Here is a 17,480-nt window from a genome sequence, read left to right on the forward strand (position 1 = left end):
CTTAACGCTTGCTGTACTGCGGAGCCTTACGGGCCTTCTTGAGGCCGTACTTCTTGCGCTCGGTGGCGCGGGCGTCACGGGTCAGGAAGCCGGCCTTCTTCAGCGGGGCGCGGTTGACCTCGACGTCCAGGATGGCCAGCGCGCGGGCCAGGCCCATGCGCAGGGCACCGGCCTGGCCGGTGACGCCGCCGCCGTCGATGCGGGCGATGACGTCGAACTGGTCCTCGGCGCCGAGCGTCACGAAGGGCTCGTTGACGATCTGCTGGTGGACCTTGTTCGGGAAGTAGACGTCGAGCGGACGGCCGTTGATCGTCCACTTGCCGGTGCCCGGCACGATGCGGACACGGGCGACGGCCTCCTTGCGGCGGCCGGTGCCGTAGGAGTTGCCCGTGGTGATGGGCTTACGGACGGCGGCCTCGCCGCTGACAGTGGACTCGGAGGTGTACTCGGAGGGGAACTCCTCCGTGGAGTACGTTTCCTGCTCGCCCTCGATGGGCGTCTCGACACCGGTGGGCTCAGCCACGGTTCTCCTCTTACTTTCCTTCTTGGCGCAGGCCGTCCGGCCAACGCTGCTGGCGATAGTCAGCCGGTGGCTACTGGGCGATCTGGGTGAGCTCGAAGGGGGTCGGGCGCTGAGCCTGGTGCGGGTGCTCGGAACCCGAGTAGACCTTGAGCTTCTTGATCATCTTCCGGCCGAGGGCGTTCTTGGGGAGCATGCCCTTGACGGCCTTCTCGATGGCGCGGTCGGGACGCTTCTCCATGAGCTCGCCGTAGGTCATCGAACGCAGGCCACCGGGGTAGCCCGAGTGACGGTACGCCTTCTTCTGCTCAAGCTTGTTGCCGGTCAGCGCGACCTTGTCGGCGTTGATGACGATGACGAAGTCACCGGTGTCGACGTGGTTGGCGAAGATCGGCTTGTGCTTACCGCGGAGCAGGATCGCGACGTGGCTGGCCAGCCGGCCAAGCACGATGTCGGTGGCGTCGATGATGAACCACTGACGCTCGACTTCGGCAGGCTTGGGTGTGTACGTGCGCACGGTCGTATGCCTTCTTTGCTCGCGTCTTCGGCGCTGTCGGAGATGACAGCAACATGGTCGGTAGGTGCGGGCACACGACAGCCCGGACCTTCCGTCTCCCAAGACGCAGGAGATGACGCCGGACGCGCCGCGCATCGGTCCACCGAGGGGACCAATTCGCACACAACGAACTAGCAGGGTACCGGCGCGGACGAGCACGGGTCAAAACCAGGCCGCGTCCCACCGGTGTCCCCGAGCAGTCTACCCGTACGGCGTCACCCCGCCGGACCACCGCCACGATCGGTCTTCTCGTTCTTCATAGAACGGTTCCAACACGTTCTTGACATTCTCTTCTTCCTCAGCACAAACATCTCTATCTTTGGCAGCGGAATGTGGCAGCTCCCTCACCTTCGCGACACCCAGCGGACCGGTCTGCGCCGTATGGGGCTGTTCGCCTGCCTGATGACGGTGCTGCTCCTGGGGTATCTCATCGGGCGGGGAAGCCGTGACGAGGAAACCCCGAAGATCTATCTGAACAACGCGGGACCGGCACAACCGACGCAGACGGTCGCCGCCGAACAGGGACACTCCGCCGGCCGTCCCCTACTCGGGCGGGTCATCCGTCCCACCCCCTCTCCCGCGAGGCCGGACACGTCCCCGAGTCCCCGAGCCACCAACCTGCCCCGGGCCCCCCTCGACGACCTCGGCACCGACAACGGCCCTCGCTACATCATCGGCGGGGACAACCAGAACATCGGCGGCAGGGAGAACACCGTCACCTCCGCCGCCCCGCTGAGCTCCCTGGAGAGGGAGTTCGTCAGGCTCGTCAACGTCCAGCGCAGGCGGGCAGGATGCGCGCCGTTCCGGGTCGACAGGCGGCTCGTCCAGTCGGCCAGGGCCCACTCCGCCGAGATGGCCGCCAGCGACGTCTTCTCCCACGCCTCCCCCGACGGGCGTTCGCCCTGGCAGCGGATGGAGGACGCGGGCTACCGCAACGGAGGCGCGGAGAACATCGGCCGGGGCTTCGCCACGGCCTCCGACGCGGTACGGGGCTGGCTGGCCAGCACCAGCCACCGGGGCAACATCCTCAACTGCTCGCTCAAGGCGACCGGGGTGGGCGTGATGGGCGGTATCAGCGGCCCCTGGTGGACTCAGGACTTCGGCTACTCCTGAGTGAACCGGCCCGGGGAGCGGGCTAGTCTCTGCGGCATGGGTTTTCCCGGGGAACCGCCGCGCCGCCAGCCGTACGTCCAGCCTGATGGCCCTGAGGCTCAGGTCCCGCCCGTACGGGGAGAGCACTGGTTCGACCCCGCTCCGCAGGGCCCCGGCACGGGAGAGCGCCCCGCCGAGACGCCGCCGTACGGCACGGCCCCCGGACACACCTCCGCCCCCGGCACCACGCCGGGCCCCCTTCCGGGGGCACGGCCTCCCGCACCGGCTCCCGACGCCTCCGGCCCCTCCGCCCCCGAGCCCCCGGCACGGGGCCAGAAGATGTCGCGGGGGCAGAAGATGTGGAGCCCGTACGACGAGGGTCCGCGCTCTCGGCGGCCGCTGTACGTCGCGCTGGGCGCGCTCGCCGTGCTCGTCGCGGGTGGCGTCGGCCTCACCATGCTCGTGAACTCCGACTCCACGCCCTCCCCCGGCACGGCCGCCCCCACACGGAGCTCAAGCGCCCCGGTCGTCCCCCAGCCTCCCGGCGGCAAGTTCGGCTTCGCGGCCGCCCGCAAGACCGATCCGTACGCGCTCACGCTCAACGAGCTGTTCCCTCGCAAGAAGGTCTCCTACGGCGGCCGCAACTATCTGATGACGGTCCGCAGGGTGGACAAGAAGTGCAAGGACGCCGTGGTCGGCGACAAGCTCCAGAAGGCGCTGGCGGCGGGCAAGTGCACCCAGCTGCTGCGGGCCAGCTTCCGCGACGCCTCTGGGAAGATCATCGGAACCGTGGGCGTCGCCAACCTCAAGACGTCGGCCGCGGCTGCCAAGGTCGTCTCGGCGGGGGCGGGCAAGTCGCGCAAGGAGTACCTCAAGGCGCTGCCCGGTAAGGACAAGGTCACCAAATCTCTCGGCTCCGGCGAGGCGTTCGCCGGAGGGTGGCGGCACGGGCACTACGCCGTGATGGTCTGGTTCCAGTTCAAGGACGGCCACCTGCCCAAGAAGTCCGAGGTCAAGCGGCTCAACCAGGCGGCCTTCGGAACCGTGGACGCCACCGTGACCCCGGCCCTCGAATCCCGTTCGCTGACCGGAAAGCGCCCCTGACCAAAGGTTCATACGGCAACTTCCCCGGATAAAACTGGCGGGCGATCCGGCCAGGAACACCCATACCCACATGATGATCTCTGGCTGTCGCTACTCTTCCACCTATGCGTGGCCAGGAATCCGGGTCCGAGCACAAGCGCGAAGCCGACGGTTCGGCCGCACCGGCGACGCCCCCGCCGAGTTTCGGTCAGCCTTCGCCGCACGTGCCGCGGACAGACCTCACAGGTGACGACCAGCTCCGCGAGTCTCCGGCATGGCCGGAGTCCTCGCCGGGAGCCGCCCAGCCATGGGTGGTGCCCGGCGACGGCGGCACGCCCTACGACTGGTTCTCCGACCCCGAGGACGACCTTCCCACCCCGTGGCCCGGTGCCCGGCAGGAAGGACGGCACCCGGGCGGGACCGCTCAGCCGTACGGCCCCGGCGTCTCCCCTCCCGGGGGGACCGGGGAGCCTCCGGCCCGGCCGTGGCCGGACGTCTCCCCCGCGGTGCCCGCCGTCATCTCCTGGACCGAGAACCCCGGGCAGGGAGACCCGAACGGTGCCTCCGGCCTGCCGCCGCAGCCGTCGGCGGCCCCCGGGGAACCCACTCCACCGTGGAACGACTCCCCCGAAGAGCCGCCGACCCGGCCATGGAGCGGCCCCGCCGCCTCCCGTGAGCCGTCCGGCCCGGCCGCTCCGCCGTCGTGGGGTGCCCCGCCTTCCTGGACCCCCCCGGCTCCCGGCACGCGTCCAGGACCGCCGCCCTCTCAGGCCGGACCTCAGGAACCATCAGGACCGCAGGACCGGCCTGGCCTCCAGGAGTCGCGTCCCGCACAGATCGGACCCCAAGGGCAGCCTCTCGCCCCGAACGCGCCTCAAGGACAGCACTCCGCTCAGATCGCCCCCCAGGGACAGATCCCTGTCCCGAACACACCACAGGGGCCGACCCCCACCCCGTACGTGCCGCAGGGACGAACCGACCTCCAAGGCCCGGCCCCCGTCCCGTACGCGTCACAGGGGCAGCCCCCCGTCCAGGCCGGTCCCGCGCCGTGGTCCCCCGCAGGTCAGCCGGGGCCCGCGCCGGCCCAGCCTCCAGGACCGCCCTGGAACACACCGCCCGCCCAGCAGGGACCCACGTGGCAGGCACCGCCCGTCCCCGGTGGCCCTCCGGCCCAGCCGTGGGCCCCGCCCGGACCGCTGCCTGAATCACGTCCTGAACCACCGCCTGGGGCCTCTCCCGTCCCCTCCGCGCCACCCGCGCCGCCGGGGCCGCAGCCATGGGGTCCCGTGACCGGAGAACCAGGGGGCCAGACACCGTGGGCTCCCCCGGCCGAACCGGCGGGACCACCGCTCTCCTGGGGCACGCCCCCACAGAGCGGCCCCGTCAACGCCCCTTCCCAGCCTTGGCAGGACGCTCCGCGCGACACGTCCCCGCAGTCCTGGCAGAACACCCCGTTCAACACGTCCCCGCAGGGCACCCCGCCCGGCGCGCCTCCGCAGCCCCAGCAGGAGGACCGCCCGCCGACGGCGGCGCCGGTCGAGCCCGACGCGCCGTCCTGGCAGCCTCCTCCGGCCTTCACGGCCGCCGCCGCGGGGATGCAGGTGTGGCCCTCCCCCGGACAGGACCCCAACGACGCCTCGCGGTGGCCCGCGGCCTCCGGAGAGCCTGTCTGGACCGAGGGCGCCGAGAACGAGACGCCACAGGACGCAATCGCCGACGACGAGAGCACCGTCAGGGTCCGCAAGAGCGACCAGGCCCCGCTCCCCGTGCGTCGTGGGCGCGCGCAGGACAACCCCGGCTCCCCGGCGCCCCGGCCGGACGCCGCCCCCCAACCTCCCGTTCAGGAGCGGGAACAGGAGGCCCCCGGCCTCGAAGGCCCGCCCCCGGTGGAGAAGGACCAGACTCCCGTTCCCCTGGGGGCCGACGCGCCCGGCGTGATCGACAGGACGTCGGCCCCGCCTCCCGAGCAGGGCGACCATCCGACCCCGCCCAGGGGCATACCGGTGGTCACGGCGCCGCTCGCCGCCCCGACGGGCAATCCCCCTCCTGGCAGGCCGTCGGCCCCGCGCCCGTCGGCCGAGGTCGAGCGTGGGCCGTTCACCCCACCGTCCGCGGTCGTCCAGGAGATTCCGCCGCTCCCCACCGCTCCGCCGCGCAAGCGCGTCAACACCGTCCTGCTCGCGGCCGTGGTCGCCGTCGTGGTCGGCGGTACCGGCACCGGGGCCTTCTTCGCCTACCAGTCGTTCAACGCCAGGCGGTCGGCCAGCGCGGAGACCCCGGCCCCCACCGCCCCGCCCGTCGAACCCACCGACGACCCGAACGCCCCTCCCGAGCCTGACCCGATCAAGACCGAGATCCTCAACTCCGAGAAGACAGACCCGGGCAAGATGACCGTGGCCGACGCCTTCACCAAGAAGGTGACCCTGGCCGGTGCCACATTCGTCCGGGTCAAGACTGAGGTGACCGACAAGTGTGACGAGGCCGCGGCGGGCAGGTTCGCCAACACGTTGGCCACCCAGGACTGCCGCCAGGTGCTTCGGGCCACGTACGTCGACAGCAAACGCAAGTACGCCGTGACCACGGGAATCGCGGTACTGCCCACCCTGCAGTCGGCCGTCGAGGTCGACCGGACGAAGAACCTGGGCAGCAACCTGTGGTTCCGTGGCCTGCCGGGAGGCTCGGGCAGCGGAGCCGAGCGCGTCGGCATCGCGGGCGGCTACGCCGCCGGCTTGGTCTGGGGACGCTACATCGTCTTCAGCTACGCCACCTTCAGCGACGGCCACACCCCGACGGCCAAGGAGAAGCACCTGGGCAAGGTCAGCGGCGCCTTCCGCGACGAGACCGCCAAGGTCATCGAGCGCCGTATAACCAGCTGACCGGCGCCGGTCACGCGGCAGTCCGCCCCTGAAGAGCGGGCCACCCCTGAAGACAGCGCCCGCCGTACGGCCAGGCGGCACGCGCGGGACGGTCGCGGGTGACAGGTGCCGCCCCGCGCCGTGGCCGCGCTGCGGTCGTCGATCGTGCTATTCGAGCAGGTGGCGGTTGGCTCGGCTCCATGCCAGCCGTCTGCCCGCCTCGTCGAGGAAGCCGTTGGTGGTCGGCGTACCTGCTCGATGACGTCTCGTTGAACGTCGATGACCGCATCGATCAGACCCGTGGTCGAGGTCAGGCAGTAGGCCGTGGCGAAAAGCTCCAGGCGGTGACGCCGGTCGGGGGCGTGGGGTAACGCAGCCAGCGCAGGCATTCGGCGTCGTCGCGGAACGGCGCGACGTATTCCAGCGCGTAGGCGATGTCGTGCAGTCGCGGCCTGGGCCGGGCGTAGTCCCAGACCAGGATTCCCACGGGGTGTTCGCCCCGCCAGACGATGTTCCACGGCCCGAAGTCTTCATGACAGATCACCTCGTCATCGCGCGGTTCCGCCTCGCCGCCGGACCATCTGAGTCCCTGAGGCGGGCGAAAGCCGGCGACCGCGTCATGATAGTCGCGTAGCAGGCGGGCGAAGGCCGTCAGCCCTGGATCCTCGACCACCTTGGCCCGGCTCCGCGGACCGGATTCGCCGTCCGGGTAGGTGAGGATCTCACGGCCCTCCTGGTCGGTTCCCAGCACCCGCGGTGAGTGGGGGAACCCCACCTCCTCCAGGTACCGGAGCAACGCGTGGACGGCCGGTGTCCACGGGTGCGTGGGCCTGCGAACCGTGTCGCCGAGGCGTAGATGCACGCAACCCTGCAAGATCTCCTCATCTAGCACGTGTGCAGAGGTTACCCTCGCCGTCCACTCCCGCCTGGGCCGCTCCCGACCGGTGGGGGCGTGGGGACAGGAATACAGCTGTCGGCCAGATCGCGCCCGCCGTACGGCCGGGCGACCGGATCACGCCTCGGAGGCTCCGAGCGTGCGCACCCGCCGGGTCAGCGCCGCCCGGCGCGCCAGCGCCTCCCCCTCCGGGTAACGCACCTCCTCAAGGCACAGACCGTGCGCGGGCGCGACATGCACCGCCGAGTCCCGTACGGCACGCGTCAGCACCTGCCCCGGCCAGTCGACCGGCAGGCGCCCCTCCCCGACCGGCAGCAGCGACCCGACCAGCGCCCTGACCATCGAGTGGCAGAAGGCGTCCGCGACGACCGTCGCCACCAGCAGGTCCCCCTCCCTGGCCCAGTCGAGCCGCTGGAGCTCGCGGATCGTGGTCGCGCCCTCGCGCTTCTTGCAGAAGGCCGCGAAGTCGTGCTCGCCCAGCAGTGCCGACGCGGCGGCGTTGAGCCGGTCCAGGTCGAGAGGGCGGGGATACCAGACGACCTCGTGACGGCGCAGCGGGTCACCCCCGCCGGGGGCGTCGCAGACCCGGTAGGCGTAGCGTCGCGACATCGCGGAGAAGCGGGCGTCGAAGCCCTCGGGGGCCACGGTGACCCGGTGGACCCTGACGTCGGCGGGCAGGATCCCGGCCAGCCGCCTGATCAGGACGGGCAGCCGGTCGGCGACCGGGTCCTCAAGGGGAACCGCCTGGTGCCTGCTGTCCAGTGCGCCGAACACCTCGGGCTCCAGATCGACGTGGGCCACCTGTCCTCTGGCGTGCACTCCGGCGTCGGTCCGTCCCGCCACGGTCAGCGACGGGGGCTCCGGCAACCTGAAGACCTTGCCGAGCGCTTCCTCGATCTCCCCCTGGACCGTCCTGCGCCCCGGCTGCCGAGCCCAGCCTGAGAAGCCGGTGCCGTCGTAGGCGAGGTCAAGGCGCAGCCGTACCACGATGTCGTCCCTCCTGAGAGAACCCCGGGAGGACCCGGGAAAAGAAGAACGGGCCCGGCACCTCCGGTGTGGAGGAAGCCGGACCCGTCCGGAGAGCCTGGAAGATCAGGCGTTGTCCTTCTTGCCCTCGGTCTCCTCGGCGGGAGCCTCGGCCGCGGGGGCCTCCTCCGCCTGAGCCTCGGCGGCCTCGACCGCGGGGGTCTCCTCGGCCTTCGGCTCCTCCGTGGCGGCGGGAGCGGCGGCCGGGGCCTGGCGGGTGGTGGTGACCGTGTTCAGCGGCTCGGACACCAGCTCGATGACGGCCATGGGGGCGGCGTCGCCCTTACGGAGGCCGACCTTCGTGATGCGGGTGTAGCCACCGGGACGCTCGGCGAACGTCGGCGCGATCTCGGTGAACAGGTGGTGCACGACGCTCTTGTCACGCACGACCGTCAGCACCTGGCGACGGTTGTGCATGTCGCCCTTCTTGGCCTTGGTGATCAGCTTCTCCGCCAGCGGGCGCAGACGCTTGGCCTTCGCCTCGGTGGTCTTGATCCGGCCGTGCTGGAACAGCTGGGTGGCGAGGTTCGCCAGGATCAGCCGCTCGTGAGCCGGGCTGCCGCCGAGACGGGCACCCTTGGTGGGCCTGGGCATTTCGTTCTCCTTGAGAGTTAACCCGCCGCGGCCGTACGAGGTACCGCGGTCAGGCCGGGGGCCGGTCGGCCGGCCCCCGTCAGATGAAAATCAGTACTGCTCGGTCTCGACGTAGGCGCTGTCGTCATCGTCGTAGCCGCCACCGGCCACCGCGCTCGGGTCGAATCCGGGCGGGGAGTCCTTCAGCGCGAGCGACATCTCGTGCAGCTTCTGCTTGACCTCTTCGATGGACTTGGCACCGAAGTTGCGGATGTCCAGGAGGTCCTGCTCGCTGCGGGCCACGAGCTCACCCACGGTGTGGATGCCCTCGCGCTTGAGGCAGTTGTAGGAGCGGACGGTGAGGTTCAGCTCCTCGATCGGCAGCGCCAGGTCGGCGGCCAGGGCCGCGTCCGTCGGCGACGGGCCGATGTCGATGCCCTCGGCCTCGACGTTGAGCTCCCTGGCCAGGCCGAACAGCTCGACGAGGGTCTTGCCCGCGGAGGCCACCGCGTCGCGGGGCTTCATGCAGGGCTTGGTCTCGACGTCCAGGATCAGCCGGTCGAAGTCCGTGCGCTGCTCGACACGGGTCGCCTCGACCTTGTAGGTGACCTTGAGGACCGGCGAGTAGATGGAGTCGATCGGGATGCGACCGATCTCCTGGCCGGGCTGCTTGTTCTGCGCGGCGGAGACGTAGCCACGGCCACGCTCGACCGTCAGCTCCATCTCCAGCTTCGCCTTGCCGTTCAGCGTGGCGATGCGCAGCTCGGGGTTGTGCACCTCGACACCGGCCGGGGGCGCGATGTCGGCGGCGGTGACGTCACCGGGGCCCTGCTTGCGCAGGTACATGACCACGGGCTCGTCGTGCTCGGAGGAGACGACCAGCTCCTTGAGGTTCAGGATGATGTCGGTGACATCCTCCTTGACCCCGGGAACCGTGGAGAACTCGTGCAGCACGCCCTCGATGCGGATGCTGGTCACGGCCGCGCCCGGGATGGACGACAGCAGCGTGCGCCGCAGCGAGTTGCCGATGGTGTAGCCGAAGCCCGGCTCCAGCGGCTCGATGACGAACTTGGAGCGGGTCTCCTCAAGGGATTCCTCGAGGAGAGTGGGACGCTGAGCGATCAGCATGTGGAAACTCCCCCTGCATGGCGACGCCCGCTATTTGACGTCGCTCGGATAAACAGCATAGGTGCCGTACGGCGAACCGTACGGCACCCTCGAAGCCACTACTTGGAGTAGAGCTCGACGATCAGCTGCTCCTGGACCTGCGTGTCGATCTGCTGACGGACCGGGAGCTGGTGGACCAGCACGCGCAGAGCCTCGGGAGCGACACCCAGCCAGGCCGGGTAGGTCTTGTCACCGGCGGTGGCGCGGGCCACCTCGTAGGGCAGAAGGTTGCGGGCCTTCTCGCGCACCTCGACGATGTCGTGCTCACGCACGCGGTACGACGGGATGTCGACCTTCTTGCCGTTCACCAGGATGTGGCCGTGGCGCACCTGCTGGCGGGCGGCGTCGCGGGACTCGGCGAAGCCGGCGCGGTAGACCACGTTGTCGAGACGGCTCTCCAGGATCTGGAGGAGGTTCTCGCCGGTCTTGCCGGACTTGCGGTTGGCTTCCTCGTAGTAGTTGTGGAACTGCTTCTCGAGGACGCCGTAGATGCGGCGGGTCTTCTGCTTCTCACGAAGCTGGAGCTGGTACTCAGACTCCTTCGGACGGCCGCGGCCGTGCTCACCCGGCGGGTAAGGACGGATCTCGATGGGGCACTTCGCGGACTCGCACTTCTTGCCCTTGAGGAAGAGCTTGGTCTTCTCCCTGCGGCAGAGCTTGCAGTCCGCACCCGTGTAACGAGCCATTTTCTATCTTCTCCTGGGCGTCAGACGCGACGGCGCTTGGGCGGACGGCAGCCGTTGTGCGGCACCGGGGTGACATCCTGAATGGAGCCAACCTCAAGGCCGGTCGCCTGCAGCGAACGAATCGCGGTCTCACGGCCGGAGCCGGGACCCTTGACGAAGACGTCGACCTTGCGCATGCCGTGCTCCATGGCGCGGCGGGCGGCGTTCTCGGCGGCCATCTGCGCGGCGAACGGGGTGGACTTACGGGAGCCCTTGAACCCGACGTGGCCGGCGCTGGCCCAGGAGATCACGTTCCCGTTCGGGTCGGTGATCGAGACGATCGTGTTGTTGAACGTGCTCTTGATGTGGGCGTGCCCGTGAGCGACGTTCTTCTTTTCCTTGCGGCGCACCTTCTTCGGGGCACCCTGGCGGCTCTTAGGAGGCATTGCTTGCCTTCACTCCTGAGGTGTTCGGTCCTGCGGCTACGCGGACTACTTCTTACCGGGCTTCTTCTTGCCGGCCACGGTCTTCTTCTTGCCCTTACGGGTGCGCGCGTTGGTCTGCGTGCGCTGACCGTGCACCGGGAGGCCACGGCGGTGCCGGATGCCCTGGTAGCACTGAATCTCGATCTTGCGACGGATGTCGGCCTGGACCTCACGGCGGAGGTCGCCTTCGATCTTGAAGTTGGCCTCGATGTAGTCGCGCAGCGGCACCAGTTCCTCGTCGGTGAGCTGGTGGACCCGCAGGTCACCGTTGATGCCGGTGGCCTTGAGGGTCTCAAGCGCGCGGGTGCGGCCGATTCCGTAAATGTAGGTGAGAGCGATCTCCAGCCGCTTGTCGCGGGGGAGGTCGACGCCAACCAGGCGAGCCATGGTCGGGCATTCTCCTTCGTTGTGGCGGAGGTCCTACGCCCCGCTTCCCCTCCCCATGCCCGGGGTGAGGGCCCCGGCCTCCGACCGGGGGTCTCCCGCGTGGTACGACCCGAAGGTCGCCTGCGCGAGTGTGGGGCGCGATTACTTTGTGGCCCGACATGGGTCGAGTCCGCCACTGATGAGCGGACTCCGTGTGGGCCTTTTCTGGACTAGCCCTGACGCTGCTTGTGGCGCAGGTTGTCGCAGATCACCATGACGCGACCGTGCCGGCGAATCACCTTGCACTTGTCACAGATCTTCTTGACGCTCGGCTTGACCTTCATAGTCCTTATTCGTCCCTCAGACGCTTACTTGTATCGGTAGACGATCCGCCCACGACTGAGGTCGTAGGGGCTCAGTTCGACGACAACCCTGTCGTCAGGAAGGATTCGGATGTAGTGCATCCGCATCCGCCCGCTGATGTGGGCCAGGACCTTATGGCCGTTGTCGAGCTGCACCCTGAACATCGCGTTCGGGAGCGACTCAACCACAGTGCCCTCGATCTCGATGGCGCCGTCCTTCTTGGCCATGTCCCTCGCGTTTCACTGATCGGTCGTCTGAGGCTCTTGGAACACTACGCAGCCGCGACCCAGCGCTTCGATGAGAGCGACGGTTGCGACACCGTCGATGCGCAATGAGTCATAGTGAACCGAAGAAGGAGTGTACGGCACCGGGCGATGAAATGCGAAACAGACGGCCGGTACCTTGACACAACCGCTACTCAGAATACCGCAGATCCGAAGCGCGGTACCCCGCCCGGTACCGGGCGTGGACGATCACGTTGTCGGCGTAGGAGCGGCTCACCTGGTCAAAGCTGCCCCCGCAGGTGACCAGTCTCAGCCGCCGCCCGTCCGTCGGGCCGTACACCCGCTCGGCCGGGAAGTGGGCCTTCGGAGCCTGTTCGACGCGCTCGACCGCGAAGACCGCGACGGTGCCGTCGGCACGGACCACCCCGACCGCGTCCCCGGGGTCCAGCTCGCCGAGCCTGGCGAAGACCGCCGGTCCCGTCCTGGTGTCGAGATGGCCGACGATGACCGCGGAGCCGGACTCCCCCGGGGCCGGGCCGCCGCCGTACCAGCCGGCCGCGTCGGCGTGGTCGAGCGGCGGTACGGCGAGCCTGCCGTCCCCCTCCACGCCGAGCACCACGAGCGGGGCGTCCACCCCGATGCGCGGGATCACCACGCGTGTCGGCTCCGCGCGGCCCAGCGGGCGTGTGATCGGCGCGGGCCAGCCCGGCCCGCCCACTGCCCGTTCCCCCGGCGGCGACCCGGCCTGGGCCGCCACAGAGCGCGCGGGACCCCTCACAGCCCCGCCTCCCGGTACGGCGCCGCAGCCCGCCGCGAGAGCCAGCGCCCACAACAGGACGAAACGGTGGATGAATCCGTGCCCGGCCGGGGCGCGGCCCCGCCGATGCCGCGCGCTGACGGTTCCGGACGGGCACGGAGGTCTAGTGGCCGCCCTGTCCACGGTGCCCGCGCGTCAGCGCCAGGGCCGATCCGAGGACCGTGACGACCATGGCCAGGGCTCCGAAGAGCCAGGCGGTGCGGGTGGCGCCACCGGGAGCGTGCATCGCCAGGCCGCCGCCCCCGGTGTCCGGAGCGAGGACCGGGTGAGGCTCGTCGACGACGAAGGTGCCGTCGTAGGGCCCGCCCCTGACGCAGCGGACGGTGACGGCGTAGGTGCCGGGTGCGGCGTGGGGGTTGATACGGGCGGTCCCGCGCATCGTCTCGGCCCTGCCCCTCAGTCGCGCCGAGGTCGAGGCGAAGGCGGCCGAGTAGGCGGTCGCCGGAGCGACGCAGCCCCCCGCGGCGATGGCCACCGACTGTCCGGGCGTGACCGTCGAAGGCGTGACCCGCACATCGGCCGGTACGGCGGCGCCTCCCGCGAACACGATCACCGCTCCGGCACCCAGGAGGACCTTCACCGCCGCCACAGGGTCTCGTCTGAGGCCCATCATCCACCCCCACCTCACGACGGTGCCCCGGCAACGATCACCTACCCCTTCTCACCAGCCTCAACTGCCTCCGGCGGTAAAGAACTGACACAACGCGAAAAGCCCTCTCATGACCGGATCATGAGAGGGCTTTTCGCGTATGGGACCTCTGGCGTCACCGGTTCGGGTGGCCGCCCCGCCCGCCGAGGACCGTGGCGACCAGCAGCATGACGCCCCACGGACCCATGACCCACAGCGGCCACGGATAGGGGAAGTCGAGGCCGTTCGTGACACCGATGATGAGCCAGATCACCCAGTTGACACCGCTGGCCACGGCCCAGGAGCCCCACATCGCCGCCACGCCCCTGCGCTGGGCCTCACGCGAGGGGTTCGCCGGGACCGGGGCGGCGGTCATCCGCCTCAGGTCGACGTCGGGAAGATCGGAGGTGAGCCTGGCCAGCTCTCCGTAGGTCCTGCTGGAGTAGAGCCGTTCGAGCCGCTCGTCGAACTCCTCGCCGGTGAGCCTGCCCTGGGCGTAGTGCTCACGCAGCACTCCCGCGACCTTGTCGCGGTCACCGTCAGAGGCTCGCATCTCCGGGCCAGGCATCATGGTCGACCACATCCGCTCATCAGCGGGCGGTACGTGTTATCCCGCATCGCCCAACAGTTCGGCAAGCCGCTCTTTTCCGCCATCAAGAGCGGTCAGTACCCAAGGTCCATTATGTGTCACGGCAACGCTGTGCTCGAAGTGCGCCGAGGCCTTCCCGTCGACGGTGACGACGGTCCAGTCGTCGGCCAGCACCCTGGTCCTGTCGGTGCCGAGATTGACCATCGGTTCGACCGCGAAGCACATGCCCGGCTCGAAACGCAGGCCCTTGCCCGGCTTGCCATGGTTGGCCACCCAGGGGTCCATGTGCATCTCGGTGCCGATACCGTGCCCGCCGTACTCCTGGGGGATGCCATAACGACCCTGGGAACGGACGTATTTCTCGACCTGGTGGCCGATGTCGGACAGATGGCGGCCGACGGTGAGCGCGGCGATGCCCCGCCACATGGCCTCCTCCGTGACCCGCATCAACTCGGTCAGTTTGGGGTCGACCTCTCCGACCGGGACGGTGATCGCCGAGTCTCCGTGCCAGCCGTCCAGGATGGCGCCGCAGTCGATGGAGATGACGTCGCCCTCGCGAAGCGGACGCCGGTCGCTCGGGATGCCGTGGACCACCTCGTGGTTCACGGAGGCGCAGATCGTCGCGGGAAAACCCTGGTAGCCCTTGAAGGAGGGGATGGCACCCTCGTCCCGGATCGCCTTCTCCGCGATGCCGTCAAGGTCCAGCGGCGTCACGCCCGGCCGGACGTTCTCGCGGAGCAGTTGCAGCGTGCGGCCGACCACGAGGCCCGCTGCCCGCATCTTCTCCAGCTGCTCGGGCGACTTGATCTGAATTCCATGCTTGTTCTTCTTGAACACGTGTGCACCCCCTGGGGTGATTCAACGGGCAGTCGGGGAGCCCAATTCCCCCGATTGTGCCCTAAACGACAGCACGCCACCCATGGGGTTGCCATGGATGGCGTGCCGGGGAGACAAGTGTCCCTAGTCGGTGTACGGGCTCAGCGCCTCCATCGCGCGCTGGGTGACCTCTTCCACCGGACCGGTGGCGTCGACTCCGACCAGGATGCGCTCCTGGGCGTAGAAGGAGACCAGAGGAGCGGTCTGCTCCTGGTAGACCTCCAGGCGGTGCCTGATGGTCTCCTCCTTGTCGTCGTCGCGCTGGTAGAGGCGTCCGCCGCAGGCGTCGCAGACGTCGTCCTTCTTGTCGTCGAAGTCGACGTGCCAGATGCGGCCGCACTGGCTGCAGGTCCGGCGGCCCGCGAGCCTGCGCACGACCTCCTCGTCGTCGACCACGAGCTCAAGGACGATGTCCAGTGCGACGCCGAACTCCTCAAGCATCTTCTTCAGGATCTCGGCCTGGGGCACGTTCCTGGGGAAGCCGTCGAGCAGGAAACCGTCCTGCGCGTCGCTCTCCGAGAGGCGGTCGCGGACCATCGCGATGGTGACCTCGTCGGGCACGAGGTCGCCACGGTCCATGTACTCCTTGGCAAGCTTGCCGAGTTCCGTGCCGCCCGAGACGTTGGCGCGGAAGATGTCACCTGTCGAGATCTTCGGGATGGACAGGTTCGATGCGATGAACTGGGCCTGTGTCCCCTTACCCGCTCCGGGGGGCCCGACCAGGACGAGACGCACTACTTCAGGAAGCCTTCGTAGTTGCGCTGCTGCAGCTGGCTCTCAATCTGCTTCACGGTGTCCAGGCCGACACCAACCATGATCAGAATGCTCGTCCCTCCGAACGGGAAGTTCTGGGTCGCGCCGACGAGGGCGAGTGCGACGATCGGCACCATGGAGATCAGCCCCAGATAGAGCGAGCCAGGAGCGGTGAGTCGCGTGAGCACATAGTTGAGGTACTCAGCCGTCGGGCGGCCCGGACGGATGCCCGGGATGAACCCACCGTACTTCTTCATGTTGTCGGCGACTTCAACGGGGTTGAAGGTAATGGACACGTAGAAGTAGGTGAAGAAGACGATCAACAGGAAGAACGTGATCATGTAGGCGGGGGTGTCACCCGTGACCAGGTTCTGCTGGATCCACTGCACGACCGCGTTCGGCTCTTCCTGAGCGTTGCTGAACAGGGTCGTGACCAGCTGCGGAAGGTAGAGCAGAGAGGAGGCGAAGATCACCGGGATGATGCCGGCCTGGTTCACCTTCAGCGGGATGTAGGTGGAGGTGCCGCCGTACATCCTGCGGCCGACCATGCGCTTGGCGTACTGCACCGGGACCCGGCGCTGAGCCTGCTCGACCATGACGACCAGGGCGATCATCGCGATGCCTGTGATGATTACCACACTGAAGACGAACATGCCGCGGGTGCGGGCGATGGTCATCAGCTCGACCGGGAAGACCGCGATCACCTGGGTGAAGATCAGGATGGACATGCCGTTGCCGACGCCGCGGTCGGTGACCAGCTCGCCCAGCCACATGATGACCGCGGTGCCCGCGGTCATGATGATCACCATGGTGACGATCGAGAAGATGTTGTTCTTGTCGAGCAGGATCTCCTCACGGCACTGCGGGAACAGCTGCCCGGTGCGCGCGAGGGCGATGAAAGCGGTCGACTGCAGAACCGCCAGACCGACCGTGAGGTACCGCGTATACTGGGTGATCTTGGTCTGGCCCGCCTGGCCCTCCTTCTTGAGGGCTTCGAGGCGCGGGATCACCACGACCAAGAGCTGCAGAATGATGCTCGCGGTGATGTACGGCATGATGCCGAGCGCGAACACCGACAGCTTCAGCAGGGCGCCACCGCTGAAGAGCTGTACCATTCCGTAGATGTTGCCCGCGTCCCCAGCCTGAGCCTGGCTGAGACAGCGGCTGATGTTCTCCGTATTCACACCCGGGGTCGGGAGCACCGAACCCAGCCGGAACAGCGCGATGATGCCCAAGGTGAAGAGCAACTTATTGCGCAGGTCCGGCGTACGGAACGCTCGGGTAAACGCGGTCAGCACGGGCCCTCCTGCGCGCCTGAAAGGCGATGTCGGTCAGCGATGGTGCGGGGGTGGTCCATCTTTGCTATCTCGTGTCAACGAGCTCACGGAAACGAGTTGAGTCTCGCTGTCCAGCGAACTCTAACGCACTACGGGCGCGGGGGCCCATAATGAGCCCCCGCGCCTCGTTTTCATGCGTGAAATTCCATGTCCTACAGCTCGGAGACAGAGCCCCCGGCCGCGGCGATCTTCTCCTTGGCACTGGCGGAGAAGGCGTGCACCTGCACGTTCAGCGCCACGGAGATGTCACCGGTGCCCAGGACCTTCACGAGCTGGTTCTTGCGAACCGCGCCCTTGGCGACCAGTGCCTCGACGGTGACCTCGCCACCCTCGGGGAACAACTCGCCGAGCCTGTCCAGGTTGACGACCTGGTAGGTCGTCTTGAACAGGGCGTTGGAGAAGCCCTTCAGCTTGGGCAGGCGACGCTGCAGCGGAACCTGGCCACCCTCGAAACCGAGGGGAACCCCGGTCCTCGCGTGCGTGCCCTTGGTGCCACGACCGGCGGTCTTGCCCTTGGAGCCCTCACCACGACCCTTGCGGACCTTGGCCTTGTTGGCGCCAGGAGCCGGACGCAGGTGGTGGATACGGAGCGGAGTGTTCTCTGCCATGT

22 protein-coding genes are annotated in these 17,480 nt (G+C 68.6%); 3 read left to right on the forward strand and 19 right to left on the reverse strand.

From position 1 onward, the window contains the following. Window position 1: 1 nt before the first annotated feature. Both rpsI and rplM read right to left on the reverse strand, forming a co-directional pair. Window positions 2-523, reverse strand: a complete 522-nt coding sequence (gene rpsI, locus ABZ470_RS32860) for a 30S ribosomal protein S9 (protein ID WP_352015582.1) — start codon at window positions 521-523, stop codon at window positions 2-4. 70 nt (window positions 524-593) lie between these two features. Then, window positions 594-1,037, reverse strand: coding sequence for a 50S ribosomal protein L13 (gene rplM, locus ABZ470_RS32865; protein WP_352015583.1), 444 nt, complete (start codon window positions 1,035-1,037; stop codon window positions 594-596). 369 nt (window positions 1,038-1,406) lie between these two features. Here rplM and ABZ470_RS32870 point away from each other — a divergent pair, with 369 nt between their 5' ends. Further along, window positions 1,407-2,189 (forward strand): CAP domain-containing protein, encoded by a 783-nt coding sequence (locus ABZ470_RS32870; protein WP_362916326.1) that lies wholly within the window; start codon window positions 1,407-1,409, stop codon window positions 2,187-2,189. Window positions 2,190-2,225: 36 nt separating this feature from the next. Further along, entirely contained in the window at window positions 2,226-3,272 is a 1,047-nt protein-coding gene (locus ABZ470_RS32875) for a hypothetical protein (RefSeq protein WP_362916328.1), read from the forward strand. 403 nt (window positions 3,273-3,675) lie between these two features. On the opposite strand, the gene ABZ470_RS32880 is transcribed toward ABZ470_RS32875, so the two are convergent. Continuing rightward, window positions 3,676-3,996, reverse strand: a complete 321-nt coding sequence (locus tag ABZ470_RS32880) for a hypothetical protein (RefSeq protein ID WP_362916330.1) — start codon at window positions 3,994-3,996, stop codon at window positions 3,676-3,678. 541 nt (window positions 3,997-4,537) lie between these two features. On the opposite strand from ABZ470_RS32880, the gene ABZ470_RS32885 reads away from it, so the two are divergent. Then, entirely contained in the window at window positions 4,538-6,127 is a 1,590-nt protein-coding gene (locus tag ABZ470_RS32885; RefSeq protein ID WP_362916332.1) for a hypothetical protein, read from the forward strand. 289 nt (window positions 6,128-6,416) lie between these two features. On the opposite strand, the gene ABZ470_RS32890 is transcribed toward ABZ470_RS32885, so the two are convergent. The 16 genes from ABZ470_RS32890 to rplO form a co-directional block, all read right to left on the reverse strand. Then, entirely contained in the window at window positions 6,417-6,968 is a 552-nt protein-coding gene (locus tag ABZ470_RS32890; protein WP_362916334.1) for a phosphotransferase, read from the reverse strand. Between the two features lie 150 nt (window positions 6,969-7,118). Further along, window positions 7,119-7,988, reverse strand: a complete 870-nt coding sequence (truA, locus tag ABZ470_RS32895) for a tRNA pseudouridine(38-40) synthase TruA (RefSeq protein WP_362916336.1) — start codon at window positions 7,986-7,988, stop codon at window positions 7,119-7,121. A gap of 105 nt (window positions 7,989-8,093) precedes the next feature. Then, window positions 8,094-8,621: a 50S ribosomal protein L17 gene (gene rplQ / locus ABZ470_RS32900; RefSeq protein WP_362916338.1), complete on the reverse strand. Its 528-nt coding sequence runs from the start codon at window positions 8,619-8,621 to the stop codon at window positions 8,094-8,096. A gap of 90 nt (window positions 8,622-8,711) precedes the next feature. Beyond that, window positions 8,712-9,728: a DNA-directed RNA polymerase subunit alpha gene (locus tag ABZ470_RS32905; RefSeq protein WP_189246821.1), complete on the reverse strand. Its 1,017-nt coding sequence runs from the start codon at window positions 9,726-9,728 to the stop codon at window positions 8,712-8,714. A gap of 98 nt (window positions 9,729-9,826) precedes the next feature. Further along, window positions 9,827-10,453, reverse strand: coding sequence for a 30S ribosomal protein S4 (gene rpsD / locus ABZ470_RS32910; protein WP_352015591.1), 627 nt, complete (start codon window positions 10,451-10,453; stop codon window positions 9,827-9,829). Between the two features lie 20 nt (window positions 10,454-10,473). Continuing rightward, window positions 10,474-10,878: a 30S ribosomal protein S11 gene (gene rpsK / locus ABZ470_RS32915; protein ID WP_020542285.1), complete on the reverse strand. Its 405-nt coding sequence runs from the start codon at window positions 10,876-10,878 to the stop codon at window positions 10,474-10,476. 45 nt (window positions 10,879-10,923) lie between these two features. Next, a complete protein-coding gene (rpsM, locus tag ABZ470_RS32920) occupies window positions 10,924-11,304 on the reverse strand; it encodes a 30S ribosomal protein S13 (RefSeq protein WP_184712621.1) in 381 nt (126 codons plus the stop codon). Window positions 11,305-11,513: 209 nt separating this feature from the next. Then, a complete protein-coding gene (rpmJ, locus tag ABZ470_RS32925; RefSeq protein ID WP_003956441.1) occupies window positions 11,514-11,627 on the reverse strand; it encodes a 50S ribosomal protein L36 in 114 nt (37 codons plus the stop codon). Between the two features lie 24 nt (window positions 11,628-11,651). Then, on the reverse strand, window positions 11,652-11,873 hold the full coding sequence (gene infA / locus ABZ470_RS32930; RefSeq protein ID WP_012887858.1) for a translation initiation factor IF-1: 222 nt from the start codon (window positions 11,871-11,873) through the stop codon (window positions 11,652-11,654). A 187-nt stretch (window positions 11,874-12,060) separates the two neighbouring features. Further along, entirely contained in the window at window positions 12,061-12,810 is a 750-nt protein-coding gene (locus tag ABZ470_RS32935) for a class F sortase (protein ID WP_362916340.1), read from the reverse strand. After that, window positions 12,791-13,267, reverse strand: a complete 477-nt coding sequence (locus ABZ470_RS32940; protein WP_362916342.1) for a hypothetical protein — start codon at window positions 13,265-13,267, stop codon at window positions 12,791-12,793. Before ABZ470_RS32940 ends, ABZ470_RS32935 begins: the two co-directional genes overlap by 20 nt. A gap of 184 nt (window positions 13,268-13,451) precedes the next feature. Further along, window positions 13,452-13,868, reverse strand: coding sequence for a DUF1707 domain-containing protein (locus tag ABZ470_RS32945; RefSeq protein WP_352015594.1), 417 nt, complete (start codon window positions 13,866-13,868; stop codon window positions 13,452-13,454). Between the two features lie 54 nt (window positions 13,869-13,922). Continuing rightward, window positions 13,923-14,741, reverse strand: a complete 819-nt coding sequence (map, locus tag ABZ470_RS32950) for a type I methionyl aminopeptidase (RefSeq protein ID WP_352015595.1) — start codon at window positions 14,739-14,741, stop codon at window positions 13,923-13,925. 123 nt (window positions 14,742-14,864) lie between these two features. Continuing rightward, window positions 14,865-15,515: an adenylate kinase gene (locus tag ABZ470_RS32955; protein ID WP_352015596.1), complete on the reverse strand. Its 651-nt coding sequence runs from the start codon at window positions 15,513-15,515 to the stop codon at window positions 14,865-14,867. Next, a complete protein-coding gene (gene secY / locus ABZ470_RS32960) occupies window positions 15,515-16,831 on the reverse strand; it encodes a preprotein translocase subunit SecY (protein ID WP_362916344.1) in 1,317 nt (438 codons plus the stop codon). The genes ABZ470_RS32955 and secY overlap by 1 nt, the downstream gene beginning before the upstream one ends. 191 nt (window positions 16,832-17,022) lie before the next feature. After that, window positions 17,023-17,478 (reverse strand): 50S ribosomal protein L15, encoded by a 456-nt coding sequence (gene rplO / locus ABZ470_RS32965; RefSeq protein WP_352015598.1) that lies wholly within the window; start codon window positions 17,476-17,478, stop codon window positions 17,023-17,025. Between the last annotated feature and the right edge of the window lie 2 nt (window positions 17,479-17,480).

The sequence above is a fragment of the Streptosporangium sp. NPDC020072 genome (genome assembly GCF_040631445.1).
Taxonomy (GTDB): domain Bacteria; phylum Actinomycetota; class Actinomycetes; order Streptosporangiales; family Streptosporangiaceae; genus Streptosporangium.

Excerpts from the sequence above, each read along its gene's own strand:
- infA (WP_012887858.1), bottom strand. The coding sequence starts at position 11,873 with ATGGCCAAGAAGGACGGCGCCATCGAGATCGAGGGCACTGTGGTTGAG.
- rpsD (WP_352015591.1), bottom strand. The coding sequence starts at position 10,453 with ATGGCTCGTTACACGGGTGCGGACTGCAAGCTCTGCCGCAGGGAGAAG.
- rplO (WP_352015598.1), bottom strand. The coding sequence starts at position 17,478 with ATGGCAGAGAACACTCCGCTCCGTATCCACCACCTGCGTCCGGCTCCT.
- rplQ (WP_362916338.1), bottom strand. The coding sequence starts at position 8,621 with ATGCCCAGGCCCACCAAGGGTGCCCGTCTCGGCGGCAGCCCGGCTCAC.
- rpmJ (WP_003956441.1), bottom strand. The coding sequence starts at position 11,627 with ATGAAGGTCAAGCCGAGCGTCAAGAAGATCTGTGACAAGTGCAAGGTG.
- rpsK (WP_020542285.1), bottom strand. The coding sequence starts at position 10,878 with ATGCCTCCTAAGAGCCGCCAGGGTGCCCCGAAGAAGGTGCGCCGCAAG.
- ABZ470_RS32870 (WP_362916326.1), top strand. The coding sequence starts at position 1,407 with ATGTGGCAGCTCCCTCACCTTCGCGACACCCAGCGGACCGGTCTGCGC.
- ABZ470_RS32905 (WP_189246821.1), bottom strand. The coding sequence starts at position 9,728 with ATGCTGATCGCTCAGCGTCCCACTCTCCTCGAGGAATCCCTTGAGGAG.
- rpsM (WP_184712621.1), bottom strand. The coding sequence starts at position 11,304 with ATGGCTCGCCTGGTTGGCGTCGACCTCCCCCGCGACAAGCGGCTGGAG.
- ABZ470_RS32945 (WP_352015594.1), bottom strand. The coding sequence starts at position 13,868 with ATGCGAGCCTCTGACGGTGACCGCGACAAGGTCGCGGGAGTGCTGCGT.
- ABZ470_RS32875 (WP_362916328.1), top strand. The coding sequence starts at position 2,226 with ATGGGTTTTCCCGGGGAACCGCCGCGCCGCCAGCCGTACGTCCAGCCT.